20 protein-coding genes are annotated in these 19,796 nt (G+C 37.0%); 12 read left to right on the forward strand and 8 right to left on the reverse strand.

Translation table 11 applies throughout. The features are described 5' to 3' along the window. Positions 1-110 precede the first annotated feature (110 nt). Positions 111-710 carry an FMN-dependent NADH-azoreductase gene (locus LC418_RS08795; RefSeq protein ID WP_223558796.1) on the reverse strand — a complete coding sequence of 200 codons (600 nt, stop codon included), beginning with the start codon at positions 708-710 and terminating at the stop codon, positions 111-113. Positions 711-801: 91 nt separating this feature from the next. Here LC418_RS08795 and LC418_RS08800 point away from each other — a divergent pair, with 91 nt between their 5' ends. From LC418_RS08800 to guaA, 8 genes are all read left to right on the forward strand, one after another. Then, positions 802-1,173: a winged helix-turn-helix transcriptional regulator gene (locus LC418_RS08800; protein WP_111957675.1), complete on the forward strand. Its 372-nt coding sequence runs from the start codon at positions 802-804 to the stop codon at positions 1,171-1,173. 231 nt (positions 1,174-1,404) lie between these two features. After that, entirely contained in the window at positions 1,405-2,133 is a 729-nt protein-coding gene (locus LC418_RS08805; protein WP_111957673.1) for a pirin family protein, read from the forward strand. A 33-nt stretch (positions 2,134-2,166) separates the two neighbouring features. Further along, a complete protein-coding gene (locus LC418_RS08810) occupies positions 2,167-2,718 on the forward strand; it encodes an NADPH-dependent FMN reductase (protein WP_223558797.1) in 552 nt (183 codons plus the stop codon). Between the two features lie 310 nt (positions 2,719-3,028). After that, the gene (gene purM / locus LC418_RS08815) at positions 3,029-4,021 is read left to right on the forward strand and encodes a phosphoribosylformylglycinamidine cyclo-ligase (RefSeq protein ID WP_111957669.1); all 993 of its coding nucleotides are present in this window, start codon (positions 3,029-3,031) and stop codon (positions 4,019-4,021) included. A gap of 76 nt (positions 4,022-4,097) precedes the next feature. After that, positions 4,098-4,661 carry a phosphoribosylglycinamide formyltransferase gene (gene purN, locus LC418_RS08820; RefSeq protein WP_223558798.1) on the forward strand — a complete coding sequence of 188 codons (564 nt, stop codon included), beginning with the start codon at positions 4,098-4,100 and terminating at the stop codon, positions 4,659-4,661. A 182-nt stretch (positions 4,662-4,843) separates the two neighbouring features. Next, positions 4,844-6,361, forward strand: coding sequence for a bifunctional phosphoribosylaminoimidazolecarboxamide formyltransferase/IMP cyclohydrolase (gene purH / locus LC418_RS08825; protein WP_223558799.1), 1,518 nt, complete (start codon positions 4,844-4,846; stop codon positions 6,359-6,361). Between the two features lie 88 nt (positions 6,362-6,449). Next, positions 6,450-7,688: a phosphoribosylamine--glycine ligase gene (gene purD / locus LC418_RS08830; protein ID WP_223558800.1), complete on the forward strand. Its 1,239-nt coding sequence runs from the start codon at positions 6,450-6,452 to the stop codon at positions 7,686-7,688. A gap of 167 nt (positions 7,689-7,855) precedes the next feature. After that, the gene (gene guaA, locus LC418_RS08835; RefSeq protein WP_223558801.1) at positions 7,856-9,385 is read left to right on the forward strand and encodes a glutamine-hydrolyzing GMP synthase; all 1,530 of its coding nucleotides are present in this window, start codon (positions 7,856-7,858) and stop codon (positions 9,383-9,385) included. 139 nt (positions 9,386-9,524) lie between these two features. Here guaA and LC418_RS08840 read toward each other — a convergent pair whose 3' ends face one another. Continuing rightward, entirely contained in the window at positions 9,525-10,019 is a 495-nt protein-coding gene (locus LC418_RS08840) for a hypothetical protein (protein ID WP_223558802.1), read from the reverse strand. A gap of 53 nt (positions 10,020-10,072) precedes the next feature. Between LC418_RS08840 and LC418_RS08845 the strand changes: the two genes are divergently transcribed. Beyond that, complete coding sequence (locus LC418_RS08845) at positions 10,073-11,581, forward strand: carbon-nitrogen hydrolase family protein (protein ID WP_111957657.1); 1,509 nt, start codon at positions 10,073-10,075, stop codon at positions 11,579-11,581. 118 nt (positions 11,582-11,699) lie between these two features. Here LC418_RS08845 and LC418_RS08850 read toward each other — a convergent pair whose 3' ends face one another. Then, the gene (locus LC418_RS08850) at positions 11,700-11,864 is read right to left on the reverse strand and encodes a hypothetical protein (RefSeq protein ID WP_167409427.1); all 165 of its coding nucleotides are present in this window, start codon (positions 11,862-11,864) and stop codon (positions 11,700-11,702) included. Between the two features lie 189 nt (positions 11,865-12,053). On the opposite strand from LC418_RS08850, the gene LC418_RS08855 reads away from it, so the two are divergent. The 3 genes from LC418_RS08855 to LC418_RS08865 all read left to right on the forward strand — a co-directional run bounded on the left by LC418_RS08855 (position 12,054) and on the right by LC418_RS08865 (position 15,707). Continuing rightward, the gene (locus LC418_RS08855) at positions 12,054-12,257 is read left to right on the forward strand and encodes a cold-shock protein (RefSeq protein ID WP_167409426.1); all 204 of its coding nucleotides are present in this window, start codon (positions 12,054-12,056) and stop codon (positions 12,255-12,257) included. Positions 12,258-12,493: 236 nt separating this feature from the next. Further along, entirely contained in the window at positions 12,494-14,143 is a 1,650-nt protein-coding gene (locus tag LC418_RS08860; RefSeq protein WP_223558803.1) for an ABC1 kinase family protein, read from the forward strand. Between the two features lie 202 nt (positions 14,144-14,345). Continuing rightward, the gene (locus LC418_RS08865) at positions 14,346-15,707 is read left to right on the forward strand and encodes a DEAD/DEAH box helicase (protein WP_223558804.1); all 1,362 of its coding nucleotides are present in this window, start codon (positions 14,346-14,348) and stop codon (positions 15,705-15,707) included. 39 nt (positions 15,708-15,746) lie between these two features. On the opposite strand, the gene LC418_RS08870 is transcribed toward LC418_RS08865, so the two are convergent. The 5 genes from LC418_RS08870 to LC418_RS08890 all read right to left on the reverse strand — a co-directional run bounded on the left by LC418_RS08870 (position 15,747) and on the right by LC418_RS08890 (position 19,685). Beyond that, a complete protein-coding gene (locus LC418_RS08870; RefSeq protein WP_223558805.1) occupies positions 15,747-16,403 on the reverse strand; it encodes a GDSL-type esterase/lipase family protein in 657 nt (218 codons plus the stop codon). A gap of 67 nt (positions 16,404-16,470) precedes the next feature. Then, entirely contained in the window at positions 16,471-16,932 is a 462-nt protein-coding gene (locus LC418_RS08875) for a lipocalin family protein (protein ID WP_111957647.1), read from the reverse strand. 253 nt (positions 16,933-17,185) lie between these two features. Next, positions 17,186-18,349, reverse strand: a complete 1,164-nt coding sequence (locus LC418_RS08880) for an iron-containing alcohol dehydrogenase (protein WP_223558806.1) — start codon at positions 18,347-18,349, stop codon at positions 17,186-17,188. A gap of 281 nt (positions 18,350-18,630) precedes the next feature. Continuing rightward, positions 18,631-19,245 (reverse strand): hypothetical protein, encoded by a 615-nt coding sequence (locus tag LC418_RS08885; protein ID WP_223558807.1) that lies wholly within the window; start codon positions 19,243-19,245, stop codon positions 18,631-18,633. A gap of 35 nt (positions 19,246-19,280) precedes the next feature. Further along, positions 19,281-19,685 carry a hypothetical protein gene (locus LC418_RS08890; protein ID WP_111957641.1) on the reverse strand — a complete coding sequence of 135 codons (405 nt, stop codon included), beginning with the start codon at positions 19,683-19,685 and terminating at the stop codon, positions 19,281-19,283. Positions 19,686-19,796 lie beyond the last annotated feature (111 nt).

Genomic DNA, 19,796 nt, shown 5'->3' on the forward strand with positions numbered 1-19,796 from the left:
CCAAAGGGCTTTAGCCAAAATTTAATGATCTAAATTTTTAATTTTGCTAATGGTTTAAAAATGAAATTATCAATAACAAATTGCAAAAATTCACCATGATAATTCACGATTTACGCCAAAGCAGTTTCAATAGCTGCAACTGCCTTTGAAAAATTCTCCTCTTTTAATTGAGGAACCATCATTCCCTGAGATTTGAAAACTTCTACATCTGTAATCCCGATGAATCCAAATAAAGTTCTTAAATAATGCTCCATATTCTCAATGAGTCCGTTTTCATACACTCCGCCGATGGCAAAATTTAAAAACAGTTTTTTGTTTTGTAAAAGACCCTTTGGTGTTCCGTCTGCATACGAAAATGTTTTCCCGGCAACCGCAATGCTGTCGATCCATGATTTTAACGTGGATGGAAAAGTAAAATTGTAAAAAGGAACACCAATCACAATAATATCAGCTTCCTGGATTTCTTTTAATGATTCGTCAGAATATTTTGAGGCTTCCTTCTGTTCATCATTCCTTTCTTCATCCGGAATTCTGGAGGCACTGAAATGATGAATTTCCAGATGGGGAATCGGGTTTAAAGCCAGATCACGAATTACCACTTTGCTGTTTGGGTCTTTATCCAATAACTGATTAATTACAGCTTGAGAAAGCTTATTGCTTACAGAGTTTTCTCCGCTGATGCTCGTTTGGATATTTAAAATATTTGCCATTTTGTTTTGAATTTTTTCGTTTTTATTAATGACAAAATTATTGTAAATTTACTTTCCAAAGTATAGCAGTTACCTAAAGGAAAGTGAAAAAATGGAAAAGCAACATAATCATAAAGATTGCATGCAGGCGCTAAAACCTGTCCGCGATACCCTGGATGTTATTAATGGGAAATGGAAATTACAAATTATCATTTCTTTGAATGCAGGAAATAAGCGTTTTACTGAAATTGAAAGAAGCATTCCGAAACTGACCTCAAAAGTTTTAGCCAAAGAACTAAAAGAGCTGGAACAAAACGGGTTAGTTGAAAGAATAGTTAAGGATACCTATCCGGTAAGTATAGAATACTATCCCACACAATATACCAGTACACTACACCCTGTTGTGGAATCTCTGAAAGATTGGGGCGAAAATCACCGCAAACATATTTTCGGAACTCCAGTAGAGACAGAAAAATTGAAATAAATACTAATAATATTAAATTAAGCATGTCAGTAAAGGCTTTAGCTCAAATATTAGATTTCAAAACTAGTTTATATCCTCAGTCAATTTGTCTTGGATAAAATCTTTATGCCTTAAGTTTCTACCATTGTATTAACAGAAAAACACTTCTGCCACAGCCCAGATCCTTTCTTAACCTACATCAACAGTTTCAAAGGCTCTCATCCCTTACATTTGTACCATAAATAATCACGTATGAAAACAGTATATCATAAAGCAGATTCAAGAGGCCACGCAGATCACGGCTGGCTAAACAGCTACCATACATTCAGTTTTGCTAATTATCAGAACAAGGACAGAATGAACTTTGGAGCGTTGAGAGTATTAAACGACGATACCGTTTCGCAGGGAATGGGATTTGGGACACATCCTCACAGAGATATGGAAATTATTTCGATTCCTCTGGAAGGAGATCTGGAACATAAAGATTCAATGGGAACCACTGCCGTTATCAAAAAAGGAGAGATCCAGGTAATGAGTGCAGGAACCGGTGTAATGCATAGCGAATACAATAAAAACAAAGATGAAGCCGTAAAGTTTCTGCAGATCTGGATTTTTCCTAAAGAACTTAATGTTGAGCCACGCTATGATCAGAAAAGCATCAAAGAGGGAGAAAAAATCAATGGATTCCAGCAGATCTTATCGCCGAATAAAAATGATGACGGAGTTTGGATCCATCAGGATGCATGGTTTAATCTGGCTAATTTTAAGGCAGGAAATGGCAAAAACTATATGCTCAATAAAAAAGGAAATGGGGTATATGCCTTCGTTTTAAAAGGAAGCGCTAAAGTAGGAGACAGAATTTTGAATGAAAGAGACGGATTGGGAATCTGGGACACTCAGAGCTTTAATATTGAAGCAATAGAAGATGCTGAGATCTTATTAATGGAAGTACCGATGGAATTGCCGGCTTATTTAAAATAACAAATAGAACACAGTATATAAAAATAGATAATAATGAAAGTTTTAGCAATAGCAGGAAGCAATTCGGATGCTTCAATGAACAGACAGTTAGTAGCTTACGCATCATCGCTTTTTGAAAATGCAGAAGTAGAAGTAGTAGATCTTAATCCTTTCGAAATGCCGATCTATAAGCACGAAAGAGAATTGGCAGGTGGCGTTCCCCAGGAAGCCCATGATTTTGCATCAAAAATTGATGGAGCTAATCTTCTTTTGGTCTCATTACCTGAACATAACGGAACTTACTCTACAGCGTTCAAAAATGTGTTCGACTGGGTATCCAGAATTAAAGACAGAACCGTATGGAATGAAGTACCGATGTTACTAATGTCAACCTCTCCGGGAGGCCGAGGAGGAGCCGGAGTTTTAGATGCTGCATCCAAGCGTTTCCCTTTTCACGGAGGAAATATTGTAGAAACTTTTTCACTTCCTTTCTTTAATGACAACTTTGATAAAGCGGCTCAGAAGATTTCTAATGAAGAGAAAAACAGCGAATTAAAAGAAAAAATAAAGAAGATTGCAGCCATTGAAATCATCCTTGAAAAATAGAATTTGAATATTAATTTAAAATTACTATTTTTGCAAAAAGAAAAAAGATGAAAATTCAGACCACTTTTAAAGAATGTTTCTCAGAGAAAGGGAAAACTGTGGACTCTGAAATTCTGAGATAAAATAACGGCCGATAATCTACCAAGATTGTCGGCTTTTTTATTTTCTAAAATCGATATAAAAAGTAATTATAGAAATAAAATGTACCAATATACCAATGTATCAATATACCAGTTTTTTGGTTTTCCCAACAAGATGATTGTTACATTGTTAAACTGATACATTGCTACATTAATAAAAATTATTAAACATGAGCAACACTTACAAATCAGCAGGCGTAGACAAAGAAGAAGGATACAAAACGGTTGACAAGATCAAAAAAGCGGTAGGCGAAACCCACAACTCAAATGTATTGAACCATTTGGGAAGTTTTGGAGCTTTCTATGAGATCGGAGGATATAAAAACCCTGTGCTGGTTTCAGGAACAGACGGAGTGGGGACCAAGCTGAAAGTAGCTTTGGATACCAAACAGTATGACTCTATCGGTATTGACTGCTTCGCCATGTGTGCCAATGATATCCTTTGCCACGGTGCAAAACCATTATTTTTCTTAGATTATCTGGCTTGCGGTAAGCTTGATTCAGAAATTGCTGCTGAAATCGTTCTTGGAATGGTGAAAGCATGTAAGGACAACAATTGCGCATTGATTGGTGGTGAAACTGCTGAAATGCCGGGAATGTACCAGCCCGGAGATTATGATGTTGCCGGATTCTGTGTAGGAATTGTAGAAAAAGATCAGATCATTGATGGTTCTACTATTAAAGCAGGAAACAAGATCATTGCTCTGCCAAGCTCAGGATTCCACTCCAACGGATTTTCATTGGTAAGAAAAGTGTTCCCTAACTTCGAAGAAGAGTTTGAAGGAAAACCTTTATACGAGACTCTTTTAGTACCTACAAGATTATATTATAAAGACATCCACAAAGTATTGGAAGAAGTAAAAGTTTCCGGTATTGCCCACATTACAGGCGGTGGTCTTTATGAAAATGTTCCAAGAATTATTCCTGAAGGATTATGTGCTTCTATTGATGCTGCTAAAATCAAAATTCCTAGTGTGATGCTTGAATTGGAAAAAAGAGGTGGAGTATCCCGTGAAGAAATGTTCGGAACCTTCAATATGGGTGTAGGGATGATTATCGTTGCAGATTCAGACCATGCTGAAAAAATATTACATCTTTTAGACGATGCGTACGAAATCGGAGAAATTACAGCAGGAACCGAGAAGATTAATTTAGCAATATAACAATTGGTCAATGTACCAGTGTACCAATTAAATTCATTGTTACATTGTTAGACTGATACATTGTTACATTAACAACATGAAAAATATCGTTATACTCGTTTCAGGTTCCGGAACCAATCTGCAGAGAATCATAGATACCATTGAGAGCGGAGAAATCCAGAATGCAAAAATATCTTTAGTGGTGGCAGACAGGGAATGTTACGGACTTGAAAGAGCGAAAAATCATCATATAGAAAATGTTCTGATCCCAAGAGGAAAGAACTTCAGCAGTGAATTGGGAAATGTGATACCGAAAGATACAGATCTGATTGTATTGGCAGGATTCTTATCTATCCTGAAACCAGAATTCTGTGAGAACTGGACCGGAAAGATTATTAATATCCACCCAGCACTGCTTCCGAAATTCGGAGGAAAAGGAATGTGGGGAATGCACGTTCACCATGCAGTTATTGAAGCCAAAGAAAAAATAAGTGGAGCAACTGTACATTTTGTAACTCCGGGAATTGACGAAGGGGAAGCTATTCTTCAGAAATCATTTGAGGTGACAGCAGACGATACCCCGGAAACCATTGCAGAGAAAGTTCACCATATTGAATATGAGATATTTCCAAAAGCCATCAATAAAGTTTTAGGAAATTAAATAATAATGTGTCAATATAACAATATAACAATGTACCAGTGTACCAATTGAATTCATTGTTACATTGCTAGACTGATACATTGCTACATTAAAAGAAATCTAAGTAAATAAAAGTAAGACCGGGGGTGAAAGACCGGGCTACAGTTTGAAATAGCTGTAAAAAGTAAAAAATTGAAAGTAAAATGAGTAAAAAGAGAGTTTTAATCAGTGTTTCTGACAAAAGCGGATTGATCGAGTTCGCCCAGTTCTTGGAAGCCCGGAATTATGAGTTGATTTCTACAGGAGGAACGTTCAAACATTTGAAAGATGCTGGTTTAAATCCGATTCAGATCGATGAGGTAACCAATTTCCCTGAAATGCTGGACGGAAGAGTGAAAACCCTTCACCCGAAAGTTCACGGAGGTCTTTTAGCAGTCCGTTCCAATGAAGAGCATATGAAAACCGTTCAGGAACATGGAATTGACCTGATCGACATGGTAATCGTAAACCTTTATCCTTTCTTTGAAAATGTGAACAAAGACATTTCTTTACATGAGAAAGTAGAGTTTATCGACATCGGAGGTCCTTCAATGCTTCGTTCTGCCGCTAAAAACTTTGATTCTGTTACCGTAATTACCGATGTGGAAGACTATGCAACGGTAAGGCTTGAAATGGAACAGAACGGTGATACCTACATCGAAACACGTAAAAAGCTTGCAGGAAAAGTATTCAACCTTACTTCAGCTTACGACGGGGCTATTTCAAGAATGCTTTTAGACGAAGAATATCCTACCTATCTTAATGCTTCATACAAAAAAGCATCTGATTTAAGATATGGTGAAAACCCTCATCAAACTGCTGCTTACTACGTTTCTACGTTTGAGAACGGTGCGATGAAAGATTTCGAACAGCTGGGTGGTAAAGAACTTTCTTTCAACAACCTTCGTGATATGGACCTTTGCTGGAAAGTAGTTACGGAGTTTAAAGAAGAAATGGCATGTTGTGCAGTGAAGCATTCTACACCTTGTGGCGTAGCAATCGGAACTTCAGCTTTAGAAACTTACCAAAAGACTTTCGAATGTGACCCGGTTTCTATTTTTGGCGGAATTGTTGCAATGAACTACAAAATCGATGCAGCAACAGCTGAAGAACTGAACAAAACGTTCCTTGAGATCGTAATGGCTCCGGAATTTGATGAAGAAGCTCTTGAAGTTTTAAGAAAAAAGAAAAACCTTAGAATTATAAAAATCGTTAACCCTGTTTCTGATAAACAGACCTGGGTGAAGATCGACGGTGGTATTCTTGTTCAGGATAATGACAATCATTTCTCTGACGATATTAAAGTGGTAACTGAGATACAGCCTTCAGAAGAGCAGAAAAAAGCCCTTCTTTTCTCCCAGAGAGTGGTGAAGTATGTAAAATCAAATGCGATTGTTGTTTCCAATGGTATCCAGGCCTTCGGAATTGGTGGCGGACAGGTGAACAGAATCTGGGCTACTGAACAGGCCATCGAAAGAGCCAAAGAAAAATTCACAGGAGATCTTGTTTTGGCTTCTGATGCATTTTTCCCGTTCCGTGACGTGGTAGATTTCTGCGCCAAAGAAGGAATTAAAGCCATCATCCAGCCAGGCGGAAGTGTAAAAGATCAGGACAGTATTGAAGCTGCCAATGAGCACGGTATCCCAATGATGTTTACCGGGATTAGACACTTTTTACATTAATTAAAATAGAATTAAAAAATAATTTGAGATTGTATTTATAGCATTCAAAATTATATATTTGTAAAATAGACTAGATAATAAATAAAGTATGAGAATATTAATCATAGGTGAAGGCGGTAGAGAATCTGCTTTAGCAGCAAAGCTTCAGAATGACCCAAGAATTTCTAAAATGTTTTTTGCTAACGGTAATGCTACCACCGATGTAATAGGGAAAAATGTTCATTTATCAGAGATCAAAGAACTAAGAGATTTCGCCATTAAAGAAAAGATAGATCTTACCATCGTAGGTCCGGAAGCCCCTCTTGTAGCAGGTCTGAAGGATGAATTCAAAAAGCACGATCTTAAAGTTTTCGGTCCCAACCAAAAAGTAGCAAGCCTGGAAGGAAGTAAGGCTTTCTCTAAGAAGTTTATGCAGACCTATGATATCAAAACAGCTAAAGCTGTAGTATTTGATTCATACAATGACGCTAAAGAATATGTTCAGACACAGCAGTATCCTTTAGTGGTTAAGGCGAGTGGTCTTGCAGGCGGAAAAGGTGTGGTTATTTGCGACAACATTGAAGAAGCTGAGGCTACAATCCACGACTTCATGATCAGAAGAATTTATGGAGATGCAGGAATCCGTCTGGTTATTGAAGAATATTTAGAAGGTTTTGAAGCTTCAATCATTGCATTCTCAAATGGTGAAAAGATTTTCCCTTGTATCGCTGCGAAAGATTACAAAAAAGCAGGAAACGGTGACACAGGACCAAATACCGGTGGTATGGGATCTGTAGCGCCAAGCCCTGATTTTACTCAGGAGCACTATGCTGATTTTGAAAAAAATATCTTACAAACTACCATTAACGGTCTGAAAGGAGAAGGATTCAGCTTTAAAGGAATCATTTTCTTCGGATTAATGGTTACTAAGAACGGAACTTACCTTCTTGAATACAACATGAGATTCGGAGATCCTGAAACTCAGGTATTGATGGCATTAATGGAAAACAATCTTCTTGATGTGATCCAGGACTGTATGGATGGAAAAGATATCCAGCTTAAGTTTAAAGACGAAAAAGCAGTATGCCTTGTGATGTGTTCAGGAGGTTATCCTAGAAACATCGAAACAGGCTACGAAATTGTAGGCGAAGACAAGATGAAACATTCTAAGCTTCTCTATGCCGGGGCTATAAGAAAAGGCGACAAAGTGGTTTCCAACGGCGGACGTGTTCTGAACGTGGTAGCTACCGGAGCTACTTACGACGATGCCCGCAAAAAGGTGTACGAAGATGCAGCTCACATTCATTTCGATTACGGATTCTACAGAGAAGACATCGGAAAGTTTTAAAATAAATCACGAAAAAAGATTTGGAACATTTCCAAGTCTTTTTTTGTAAAACAATTAAGTAAGCAATAGGCTTTAGACCTATTATAATAAAAAAAGCTTACTGCCTCGGGCTTATTGCCTGAAGCTTTTAAATCATCATTTATCAATCATCAATTATCATTTATAAAATGAACAACGGTATTATCATATTAGATTTCGGATCACAGTACAACCAGCTTATCGGAAGAAGAATCCGTGAGATGGGTGTATATTCTGAAATCCTTCCTTTTAACACACCTTTACAGGATATTTTAGCAAAACAACCCAAAGGAATTATCCTTTCCGGAGGACCAAGCTCTGTGAACGCAGAAAATGCTCACCTGGTTGAAAAAGAACTGTATGAGCAAGGAATTCCTGTTTTGGGAATTTGCTACGGGATGCAGCTTACAGCACATCTTTTAGGTGGAAAAGTAAACAAAGGTGAAAAAGGAGAGTACGGAAAAGCCCATTTGGATATCATTAAAGAAAGTTCTTTACTCAAAGGAGTTACTCAGAATTCTATCGTATGGATGAGTCACTTTGATGAAGTAGGAGCATTGCCTGCCGGTTTTGAATTGAATGCAAAATCAGGAGTAATGGCTTCTATGTCCAATGAAGACAGAAAAATCTACTGCGTTCAGTTCCATCCGGAAGTTTCTCACACAGAAGAAGGCGGAAAAATGCTTGAAAACTTTGTTTTTGCCATTTGTAATGCTGAGAAAAACTGGAAACTGACCAATTATATCGAAAAAACAGTTGAAGAGATCCGCGAAAAAGTAGGAGACAGCAGAGTAATCCTTGGACTTTCAGGAGGGGTTGATTCTTCTGTAGCTGCAGTGTTAATTCACAAAGCAATCGGAGATCAGCTGACTTGTATCTTTGTTGATACAGGCTTATTGAGAAAAGACGAGGGCCAGAAAGTAATGGACAACTATGGAGAACATTTCCATATGAACATTAAAATGGTGGATGCTAAAGAAAGATTCCTTACCAAACTGGCAGGAGTAGACGATCCTGAACAGAAAAGAAAGATCATCGGAAACGAGTTTATTCATGTTTTTGATGAAGAATCCCATAAAATTGAAGGCGCTAAATTCTTAGCTCAGGGAACCATTTATCCTGACGTTATTGAAAGCCAGTCTGTAAACGGACCGTCTGCAGTGATCAAGTCACACCACAACGTAGGAGGACTTCCTGAAGATATGGAATTCGAATTACTGGAGCCGTTAAGAGAGCTTTTCAAAGATGAAGTAAGAAAAGTAGGTGAGGAGCTAGGTATTCCGCATCATTTGGTACACAGACATCCTTTCCCGGGTCCTGGATTAGGAATCAGAGTATTGGGAGCTGTAGACGCTGAAAAAGTGAAAATCCTTCAGGAAGCTGATGATATTTTCATTGAAGAATTATACAAAAATGATCTTTATGAAAAAGTATCCCAGGCTTTCGTAGTCCTTCTTCCTGTAAAATCAGTAGGAGTAATGGGTGACGAAAGAACGTACGAATACACAGCAGTAGTTCGTTCTGCCAACACCATCGATTTTATGACGGCAACATGGAGCAGACTTCCTTACGAGTTCTTAGATACTGTTTCAAGTAGAATCATCAACGAAGTAAGAGGAATCAACAGAGTAGCTTACGATATTTCAAGTAAGCCGCCTGCAACCATTGAGTGGGAGTAATTTTTTGACTTGAATTAATAATATAAATCCTGCCCGTTTCGGGTGGGATTTTTTGTTAAAACTGTTTTAATGAAAAAATGATCAGTAAAATATTTAAAGCAATTAATAAGCAAGGTTGTCTCTTTTCCTAAAATTTCAGTTACCAAATTTTTATTAATCCGGCATGCTCGCGTGGCCCTTCAATAATCAGCATTAGAGTATCTTTTAAATAGGGAGTTTTTGAATACCCCCAGACAACATCAGAACTGTCTAATTTTTTTACACTATCCTCAGTAAAACGCAGAACAATAGAATCTTTTAAATTCCTTTCATAGCAGATATTGTAGGGATAGGAAGAGTTTTGGATAATTCTGGTATCTTCTGAAAAATGCTTACCATATTTAAATCCCTTTTCAAGATAAGGTGTAAAACGGAAATTTTTAAAACCAGCAGAATCTATAATTTTATAATTCAATTGTTTTATAAAAATATTCCTGTTTTTAGACATTTGTATATTATCTGTTCCGTGTCTATATTTCCATTTACTATAACCATACCAGCCAATATAGTTAGAAGCAAACGGTAGAAATATATAAACAAGGAATAATATACTTATTGTACCTATGATTAAGTATTTGAAACCTTTCTTCATCATTTAAATGGACTGGTTTGTCTTTTTTTTCCTAAATTTAAGTAAAATTATGTCAAATGCAAATAGAAACAAGAGCCCTGACGCTTCAGGATTATGATGAACTGGTAGTAACAATGAAACGCGCGTATCCGCAGATGTCTGAATCTATTTGGTCTAAAAAGAGCATCGAAAAGCTCACCAGAATATTCCCTAAAGGTCAGATCTGCATCACCGTAGATGGAAAACTGGCTGCCGTAGCACTTTCCATTATTGTGAATTATGACGAATTCGGAGACGATCATACCTATGTCGATATTACAGGAAATTATACCTTCAATACCCATCTTTCCACAGGAAATGTACTCTATGGGATTGAAGTTTTTGTAGACCCCGAATTCCGCGAGCTGCGTCTGGGAAGAAGATTGTATGATGCCAGAAAAGAATTATGTGAACTGCTTAATCTCAAATCCATCATTTTGGGTGGAAGAATCCCGAATTATCATAAATACAGTGACGAGCTCTCCCCAAGAGAATACATCAGAAGAGTCAGAGACAAGGAAATTTACGATCCTGTGCTGTCTTTCCAGCTTTCCAATAATTTTCTTCCCATCAAGATCCTCAAAAAATATCTTCCCGAAGATGAATCATCACTGGAAAATGCTGTTTTGCTTCAATGGAATAATATCTACTACAGTAAAAAGCCAAATACGATGCAGGACAGCATCATCCGTTTAGGACTTGTACAGTGGCAGATGAGACATTTTAAAAATATCGATGCATTTTATGAGCAGGTAGAGTTTTTTGTCAATGTAATGGGCGATTATAAATCCGATTTTGTCCTTTTCCCGGAACTGTTCAATACCCCGTTGCTGGCGCCGTTCAATAAGCTTTCAGAAAGAGACAGTATGATAGAACTGGCTAAATTAAGTGAGGATATTAAGAATAAAATTTCCGAACTGGCCATCAGCTACAACGTCAATATTATTTCCGGAAGTATGCCTGTTTTTGATCATGATCATAACGATTTGTATAACGTGAGTTATCTGCTTCACCGTGACGGCCGGATCGATGAATACCGGAAGATCCACATCACTCCGAATGAAAGAAAATATTACGGAATGAAAGGCGGAAATGAGATCCGGGTTTTCGATACCGACTGTGGAAAAATTGGCCTTGTCATCTGTTATGATGTAGAATTTCCCGAGCTGCCGAGAATATTGGCAGATCAGGGCATGAAAATCCTTTTTGTACCTTATCTTACCGATACCCAGAATGCTTATATCAGGGTACGGCACTGTGCAGCAGCAAGAGCTATTGAAAATGAATGTTACGTTGCTATCGCCGGTTGCGTAGGGAATCTTCCGGGAGTAAATAATATGGATATCCAGTTTGGGCAGGCTGCCGTATTTACCCCTTCAGATTTTGCCTTCCCATCCAATGCAATAAAAGGGGAAGCAACTCCCAATACAGAAATGACCCTTATTGTAGATGTGGATCTGAATCTGCTTAAAGATCTTCATCATAACGGCTCTGTTCAGGTAATGAATGACCGCAGAAAAGATCTGTATGAAACCTATCTTAAATAAGAAAAATATAATTTTAATAAAAAATATCCTATTCAATTGAATAGGATATTTTATTAGCATTAATTGAAGTAAGAAGAGCTGAATTTCATCAGCTCTATGCTTAAAATAGATTCTTTTTTTACAAATACTGAGGGCATACCACGGCAGGGCAGATCAGTCTTGGACATCTTGGTCTTCCGTCAGTAGGACAACATTCATTTGAACAGTTTCCGATAATAATACCACTTCCATTGATTCCTTTTAATTGCTCCCTTGAAAGTTTGTTGTTACGTAAATTTTTCATTTTTTAATATTTTATAGGTTAGTTTGATAGGTATAAAGATAAAAAAATCCATTAAATAACACCAGGAATGTAATTTTTTTTTCTTTTAGCATTTCCAGGGATTTGAAAAAAATCAGTTAAGAATATATATTTTTTTTGAGGATATTCTTAAAATTTACTATCTTCACTGATCAATTTAAATAAAATATAATGACAGGAACAGTAAAATGGTTTAACGAAACAAAAGGTTTTGGTTTTATTACACCAGACGGAGGCGGAAACGATATTTTTTGCCATCATTCAGCCATTCAGTCTTCAGGCCTTAGATCTCTAAAAGAAGGACAGGCAGTAGAATTTGAGATTAAAGAAGGTAAAAAAGGACCTGAAGCAGACAATGTTAAAGTAGTAGGATAATCACTTATTAAGATATTGTTTAAAATAAGCTGCCATTTCAGGCGGCTTTTTTTATGGATTTTGGGCTTGAAAAATTTGTTTGATGCAAAATGTCATTTGGCTGAACAGTGCTTAAACGGTAACTTAATTTAAAAGAGAGTTTTATCTGTTTAACCCTAGGATTTGCCGTTCAAAGAAAACTAAAATAGCAATAGGAACAATTTTTGGAGTAATTTGCACCAACTATTTAGAAATATATGTTTGACAAGCAGCAACGAAAACTGAAAAGATCAGCCAGGCTTATTTCCGTACTCAGTAAATACGGGTTTAAAGATATGCTGGCAAGGATGAATACAGGAAATAAGCAGGAACCGGTTTCTGTTGATCCGGATGAGGTCATTTCTAAAGGGACAGTATATGAGAGGATCAGACTGGTGCTGGAAGAGCTTGGACCTACATTTGTAAAGCTTGGTCAGACCTTCAGCAACAGGGAAGATCTGCTTCCGCCTGAGCTCATCCAGGAGTTGCAGAGACTTCAGGACAAGGTGGATACGGTGGATATGGATGTAGAGGAAATTCTGGAAAATGAATTCAATATATCTGTCAGAGACCATTTTCTGGAAATCCAGAAAGAACCTTTGGCCACAGCATCTATTGCACAGGTTTATAAAGCGGTTTTGATGGATGGAAGTCCTGTGATTCTCAAACTCAAAAAAGCTGATGTACAGACCGTTATTGAAGATGATCTGCTTCTCATAAAAGATCTGGAAAAACTGGTTTCTGCTTATTCTGAAATTGGAGAAAAGCTCAATCTGAAACAGGCGATCTCTACTTTTGAGAAATCTTTACTGGAAGAAGTTTCTCTGATCAACGAAAAAGAAAATATTCTGCATTTTGCCCGGAATTTTAAGAATAATAAGGAAACATATGTTCCGAAGATCTATGAAGAATATTCCAACAACAATATTCTATGCATGGAGTTTATTGACGGGATTAAGGTAACCGACAAAGCTTCTCTTTTAGCCCATAATATCGATCCTGTAAAAGTATCCGAAGTAGGTTTGAGGTTGTTTGTTTCACAGATTCTGGATTACGGATTTTTCCATGCTGATTCGCATGCCGGTAATATTTTGGTAAAAAAGGATGGCAAAATTGTTTTTATAGATTTCGGTGCAGTAGGAAAAATCCAGCATAATGATAAGGAAATTCTTGAAAGTCTGATCGTAAGTTTTGTGGCTAAAAATCCACATAAAATTGTCCGCTATCTCAAAAAAATGGCAGTCAGTTACGAAATTCCTGATGAAAGAAGGTTTGAAAATGACGTAGAAGATATTTTAAATTTTGTTCACAGCTCATCGCTGCAGGATATTAATGTTCAGTTGATCATCAATAAAATGAAGGATATTCTGAAGGATAACAGGCTTTACATGCCGGACTATTTTTATCTTCTGTTTAAAGGGATTAGTTTAATAGAAGGTGTCGGAAGAACAATCAATCCCGATCTGGATATTGTGAAGAGTTTGCATCCTTATACCAGAAAAATCCTGACGAAAAAGATCAAGCCAAAAAATCTTTTAAAAACCGGGATGGACCGGATGATGAATTTCACAGATAATGTAGATGAAATTCCTAAAGAGCTGAGATCTGTGCTTCAGAAGCTGGATGATAATAAATTTACCGTATCCAGCGAAATTAAAAATATTGAAAAAACCAATCAACTAATTAAATCCAGTATTGTCAATTTAATTTTAGCTATGGTTCTGGGGGCCAATATTATTGCCACAGCTATTGTTTTTGTTTCAGAATCAGGTCCACGGATCGGTGAAATGTCTTTAGTTGCAATTTTAGGCTTTGCTTTTTCTGTTATATTGGTTTTAGTGATTTTACTTAGAGTGACGAGAAAATAAGAAGCAGGGTTTCGGGATACGAGTTTTGAGATTCATGTTAGAAATTAGTGATGAAGTTATAATTCATCATTCATTAACCTAAGCTCTGCACCCTTTATCCTGGAACCCGAAACCCGCACCCATAAACTATCCTCAAACCCTGTTACCCTCAAACTCTCCAACCCACGCTCAACCTCTAAATTTAAATACCTATCTTTGCACCATGGAAAAACTCACTTTTGCGGATTTTGACCTGCCGGTTAAAATTCTTGATGTTTTAGCGGATCTGGAACTATTCGAACCTACACCTATTCAGGAAAAGAGCATTGGCCCTATACTTTCCGGAAGAGATGTGATGGGGATCGCACAGACCGGAACCGGGAAAACATTGGCCTATCTTCTGCCCGTTCTTAAAACATGGAAATACAACAAAACAGGGAATCCTACTGTTTTGATTCTTGTTCCTACAAGAGAATTGGTGGTACAGGTAGCTGAAATTGTTGAGAAACTGACAGAAAATATTACCGCAAGGGTAATCGGAATATACGGAGGAAAAAATATCAATACGCAGAAACTTTTATTTAATGACGGGTGTGATATTTTGGTAGGAACTCCGGGAAGGGTAATGGACCTTGCTATTGACAATGCAATTTCATTGAGAGAAGTTCAGAAGCTGATCATTGATGAGTTTGATGAGATGCTGAACTTAGGTTTCAGGCCACAGCTTACCCATATTTTCGAAATGATGAAGCCGAAGAGACAGAACATTCTTTTCTCGGCCACCATGACGGAAGCGGTAGATGAAATGCTGGATCAGTATTTTGCCAGTCCGGTAGAAATTTCATTGGCCAAATCAGGAACGCCTCTTGAAAAAATTGAGCAGACCGGTTACAAAGTGGAAAACTTTAATACAAAGATCAATCTTCTTGAGCATTTACTGAAAAATAATGAGGATGAAATGTCCAAGGTGTTGATTTTCACTAATAATAAGAAGAACTCTGATCTTCTGTTTGCTAAAATTGATGAACTTTTCCCTGAGCAGTTTGATGTGATCCACTCAAACAAATCTCAGAACTACAGGCTTAAGGCCATGAAAAGATTTGAAAACGAAGAAATCAGAGGACTGATTACCACCGATGTAATGGCCAGAGGTCTGGATATTTCGGATATTACCCACGTTATCAACTTTGAAACACCTGAAATTCCTGAGCAGTATATCCACAGAATAGGAAGAACGGGTAGGGCAGATAAAGACGGTAAGGCAATTACTTTCGTGACTAAAAAAGAAGAAGCTTATGTTCTTGACATTGAGCTCTTAATGGATAAAGATCTTAAGTTCAATGATTTCCCTGCAGAGGTGAAAATCAATCCTAAGAAAATTGCTTCCGAAGAAGATGTGATCATCATGAAAAATCCTGCGCAGGTAAAACTGTATGAAGGAGGAGGAGCATTTCACGAGAAAAAGGATAAAAACAAAAAAGAAAACTGGGGAGGACCTTCCAAAAGGAAAGCGCCGAAGAAATTTGGAGCTAACAGAGCCCAGCAGAAATCGATATCTGTATCGAAATCCAAGAAAAAGAAATAAAAAAATCCCGTTAAGGGATTTTTTTGTTTATAACAGGTATTATTTCATATAAGGTTTCATCACCCTCGCCCAGATTTCATAGCCTTCCGGGGTGATGTGAAGCATGTCTTCAACGAAAAGATCTCTTCTTACATTTCCATTAGAATCTTCCATGGCTTTAGTAATATCGATGAATTCTGCATTAGGTTCTTTTTTCATGAAAGCGGCAATCTTTTTATTCGTTTCTTTCATCTGCGGCCACAGCATTTCGCGGCTTGGCGAATATTTTATGGAAATATAGTCCACTTCAATATCCGGAAATCTTTCACGGATCTTTTTATAGAACGTTTTAAACCTTTTCACCACAACTTTAGCTTTCAGGTTATGGTTGTCTGCAAAATCATTATCACCGCAGTAGATGATGATCTGTTTAGGCTGATAAGGGCTCAGTAGATCGTCGGAAAAATCATTCAGGTCCGTCATTCTTGAACCTCCAAAGCCTCTGTTAATAATTGTTTTGTCAGGAAAATAGCTGGCAACATCTGTCCATTTTGTAAAAGAAGAGCTTCCTATCAGAAGGATGGCATCTTTTGGCGGAGGATTTTCCTGGTCCGCTTTTTTGAAATTCTGAATGTCCTGCCAGAACATCGGCTTTTTTTCCTGTGAGAAGGACAAGGTAAAATACAGCAGTAGAAATACTGAAAGAATCTTCTTCATTGCAATCAATTTTTAAAATATCTGATAAATGTAATAAAAAACTCCCGATAAAATCGAGAGTCTGTGTTTATCTTTTATAGGTCACATAAGTGAGATCATCCGTACCGTCACCGTTCTGATCAAATGTCCCAAACAGTTGGGCCAGTTTCAGATCCTGGCTTGTAAGGACTTCCACTCTGTACCATCTTTCGGTATCATTATCATTTTTAATGCTCATCAGCTTAGATTCTTCTGTATACGTAAACTTCCCTTCAGTTTTTCCGCTTATCTGGCATTCAAGTCCGATGGCAGAGTAATACGTATAGCTGGTATAATAATCACTTCTGAAGTGCAGAATATCTTTAGCTTGACAGTCAGACGGAGTGTCTGTCTGAAGTACTGTTTTATTGTCTTTTCCGGAAATAATTTCTATTTTGCTTACCTTCCAGTCTCCGCTCATCATTTCTAATTCATAGGCTTCAATATTGTCATCTTTACATGAAGTTAGCGCCAAAGCTGAAAAGGCAAATAAAAGTAGCTGTTTTTTCATTTTCACAAATTTAAGAATACGCTAAAATATAAATAAATTTGAAATATCTATAATGAAATCAAGCTTTTTTAAACGAATGTTTATAAATAACCGTTTTTTTTATAGAAGAGGAGGCTAAATATGAAGATTTTAGGTTGCAGAAATTAATCATGGTTCGAAAATTCCGTCTTTGATCATATATCAGACGCTCAATCGACAGCAACTCGTATCTACACTCATTTATTCTCAAACCTTCAATCTATCACTCCGAAATCTAATAACTCATCTCAACAATCTTATAAGCATCCTGAGGGGTCAGTTTCTTGTACTCACCAAGCCCGGACCAGCTTCTGTCTGTAAAAGCTTTTTCCACTCTTTCAGCAGTACCTTTGTAATCTTCTGTATATTCCGAAAGCTTTGTTTTGATATTCAGGCTGTGGAAAAATTCTTCCATTTTTTTGATTCCCAGTTCTGCTTTTTCCTCTAAGGTTCCGTCTTTAATTCCCCAAACTCTTTCAGCATACTGTGCCAGCTTTCCTTTTTTCGTTTCAAAATTATAACGGTAATGGGAAGGTGCAATAACGGCTAAAGTTCTTGCATGATCGATCCCGAAATAAGCAGTCAGTTCGTGTCCCATTGCATGTACAGCCCAATCCGTGATTACCCCTTTCTGGATAAGTCCGTTCAGAGCCATTGTACAGCACCACATAAAGTTTCCGGCAGCATCATAATCAAAATCATCAGCCAGAACTTTTGGAGCCGTTTCCTGAAGACTGATGAGAATGCTTTCTGCAATTCTTTCCTGAAGATCAGCAGAAGAAGGGGCTGTCATATACTGCTCCAGAACGTGGGTGTAAGCATCGGTAATTCCGTTCACAATCTGGTTTTTAGGAATTGTTCTGATTACTTCCGGATCCAGTACTGAAAACTGAGGGAAAAGCCCCGGACCACCGGAAGATAATTTCTCATTAGTTTCTCTTCTTGAAATGACATAGCCCGAATTCATTTCAGAGCCTGTTGCCGGCAATGTAAGAATACTTCCGAAAGGCATTCCTTCCCCTTCAAATGTTCTCACTGAATTTTTAAGGATTTCCCAAGGTTCGCCTGCATAGTTGGCAGCGGCAGAAAGGAATTTGGTTCCGTCAATAACAGATCCACCGCCTACAGCAAGAAGGTAGTTGATATTTTTTTCTTTGATAAAGCTTAAAGCGTTAATCAGTACTTCATATTCCGGATTGGCAGGTACACCTCCGAATTCATATAAATCATGATCTTTCAGAGCTTCCTTTACCTGATCGTAAACACCATTGTTTTTGATGCTTCCGCCTCCATAGATCATTAGTATTTTGGCATCTTTTGGAACTTCACGTGAAATTTTAGCGATCTCGCCTTTTCCAAAAAGTATTTTTGTAGGATTTTTAAATTCGAAATTAAGCATTGTTCTAAATTTATTTGATCCAAATTTAAGCAATGCAAGTTGAAAACTGAGTTAATGAAATTTTAAAATTCCTATCGAAGTCTTTTATAATAACAATATAAATTTTACCTGCTCTGAAAGATCTTGGTTATGTTTTAATGCAGAGTTTATATAATTTGAGGTTGTAAAACAGGAATCAACAAAGTTGATTTCATCCAAGCTATAACATAAAAAAATCTGTACAATCTGCTTAATCAGCGAGAATTTTAAATATAAAATATATTGATATTACTTTCTTACTTCTACTGAGAAATGGATTGATTACAATTCTCACTTTTAAAATAGACACCTTTGCTTGTAGATTCCAGTTTTCCGGTTTTTCTGTTGATCTTTATAAAGTAAGATTCTTTCATTTCCGGGCAACCTTTAGACTTTGAGGCATACAGATACATATGTCTGTCTTCAATTTTATAGGAACCACTCAGCTTATTGCTTGTATCTATTTTAAAGCCATAGGTTTGAGCCAATAGAATAGCTTCCGGAAGATTGTCAACCGTTCCGATGAAATCTCTCAGTTGCTGTTCATTAGAGAAATACACGGATCGATCTTTTTTGCAGGCAAGAATATATGTGAAACATTTTTCACCAATGCATTTCTGGAAAAAACCTCTCTTAGGAAGAGGCTCATTAATGGTCATGAAATCCGGCATCTGGCTTTCGTAGATCACAGCCTTTTCCGGATCAGGATCATTGGTAAGTACTCTCCAGTAACCATAGTCTTTGTCAGGAACAATGAACGGACATAAATATTCAGCGGTGTCCAGAATATCTGGAATCTTTTTGAAATCGGAGGGAACTGTATTTTGGGAAAGTAATAAACCCGGAATCAGAAAAGAGACAATCGAAATAATTTTCATACTTATTATTCTTAATAATATTAAGGCTATTTAATCTATTGAAGTACAATTTTATAATATCCTTTTTCGTCTGTTACATCAATACCAACCCCTGTAAATGTTAATTTATTGATCTGATACCCATCACAACCCCCTTTAAATTCTGAAGACTGTATTGAAAAGTCAAAAGCTTTAACATTAGATTGGAAAGTATAATTTTTTGTCCCATTATAAGCACCCACATTTTCTAAAATAATCATATCGTCGGATGTTTTGGTCAATTGTATTCCAACCTGATTTTCGTCCTTTATCGAATAGGCAATAAGTGTTCCGTTCGTGATTAGATTTTCATCATTAGAATCAACGAATTTAAAAGCTATCGTCTGCGGGGCATTATAGCAATCTTCACCACAGCCTGTGAAAATAAAAGCCATTAAGAGGAATATGAATATATTTTTCATGAGATCTTGATTAATTTCTGTGAAAAGTAAAATTAATCATTAAACAGTTGTAGTCAAAAAATAATTTTGTTCCTGTAGCAGTATTTTTTGTCATTTGTCAATTAATTTAAA

Origin of the sequence: Chryseobacterium lathyri (genome assembly GCF_019970085.1) — a bacterium.
Taxonomy (GTDB): domain Bacteria; phylum Bacteroidota; class Bacteroidia; order Flavobacteriales; family Weeksellaceae; genus Chryseobacterium; species Chryseobacterium lathyri.

What these genes read in the sequence shown, in the direction of transcription:
- LC418_RS08795 (WP_223558796.1), bottom strand. Translation starts at nt 710, where the DNA reads ATGGCAAATATTTTAAATATCCAAACGAGCATCAGCGGAGAAAACTCT.
- LC418_RS08800 (WP_111957675.1), top strand. Translation starts at nt 802, where the DNA reads ATGGAAAAGCAACATAATCATAAAGATTGCATGCAGGCGCTAAAACCT.
- LC418_RS08805 (WP_111957673.1), top strand. Translation starts at nt 1,405, where the DNA reads ATGAAAACAGTATATCATAAAGCAGATTCAAGAGGCCACGCAGATCAC.
- LC418_RS08810 (WP_223558797.1), top strand. Translation starts at nt 2,167, where the DNA reads ATGAAAGTTTTAGCAATAGCAGGAAGCAATTCGGATGCTTCAATGAAC.
- purM (WP_111957669.1), top strand. Translation starts at nt 3,029, where the DNA reads ATGAGCAACACTTACAAATCAGCAGGCGTAGACAAAGAAGAAGGATAC.
- purN (WP_223558798.1), top strand. Translation starts at nt 4,098, where the DNA reads ATGAAAAATATCGTTATACTCGTTTCAGGTTCCGGAACCAATCTGCAG.
- purH (WP_223558799.1), top strand. Translation starts at nt 4,844, where the DNA reads ATGAGTAAAAAGAGAGTTTTAATCAGTGTTTCTGACAAAAGCGGATTG.
- purD (WP_223558800.1), top strand. Translation starts at nt 6,450, where the DNA reads ATGAGAATATTAATCATAGGTGAAGGCGGTAGAGAATCTGCTTTAGCA.
- guaA (WP_223558801.1), top strand. Translation starts at nt 7,856, where the DNA reads ATGAACAACGGTATTATCATATTAGATTTCGGATCACAGTACAACCAG.
- LC418_RS08840 (WP_223558802.1), bottom strand. Translation starts at nt 10,019, where the DNA reads ATGATGAAGAAAGGTTTCAAATACTTAATCATAGGTACAATAAGTATA.
- LC418_RS08845 (WP_111957657.1), top strand. Translation starts at nt 10,073, where the DNA reads ATGCAAATAGAAACAAGAGCCCTGACGCTTCAGGATTATGATGAACTG.
- LC418_RS08850 (WP_167409427.1), bottom strand. Translation starts at nt 11,864, where the DNA reads ATGAAAAATTTACGTAACAACAAACTTTCAAGGGAGCAATTAAAAGGA.
- LC418_RS08855 (WP_167409426.1), top strand. Translation starts at nt 12,054, where the DNA reads ATGACAGGAACAGTAAAATGGTTTAACGAAACAAAAGGTTTTGGTTTT.
- LC418_RS08860 (WP_223558803.1), top strand. Translation starts at nt 12,494, where the DNA reads ATGTTTGACAAGCAGCAACGAAAACTGAAAAGATCAGCCAGGCTTATT.
- LC418_RS08865 (WP_223558804.1), top strand. Translation starts at nt 14,346, where the DNA reads ATGGAAAAACTCACTTTTGCGGATTTTGACCTGCCGGTTAAAATTCTT.
- LC418_RS08870 (WP_223558805.1), bottom strand. Translation starts at nt 16,403, where the DNA reads ATGAAGAAGATTCTTTCAGTATTTCTACTGCTGTATTTTACCTTGTCC.
- LC418_RS08875 (WP_111957647.1), bottom strand. Translation starts at nt 16,932, where the DNA reads ATGAAAAAACAGCTACTTTTATTTGCCTTTTCAGCTTTGGCGCTAACT.
- LC418_RS08880 (WP_223558806.1), bottom strand. Translation starts at nt 18,349, where the DNA reads ATGCTTAATTTCGAATTTAAAAATCCTACAAAAATACTTTTTGGAAAA.
- LC418_RS08885 (WP_223558807.1), bottom strand. Translation starts at nt 19,245, where the DNA reads ATGAAAATTATTTCGATTGTCTCTTTTCTGATTCCGGGTTTATTACTT.
- LC418_RS08890 (WP_111957641.1), bottom strand. Translation starts at nt 19,685, where the DNA reads ATGAAAAATATATTCATATTCCTCTTAATGGCTTTTATTTTCACAGGC.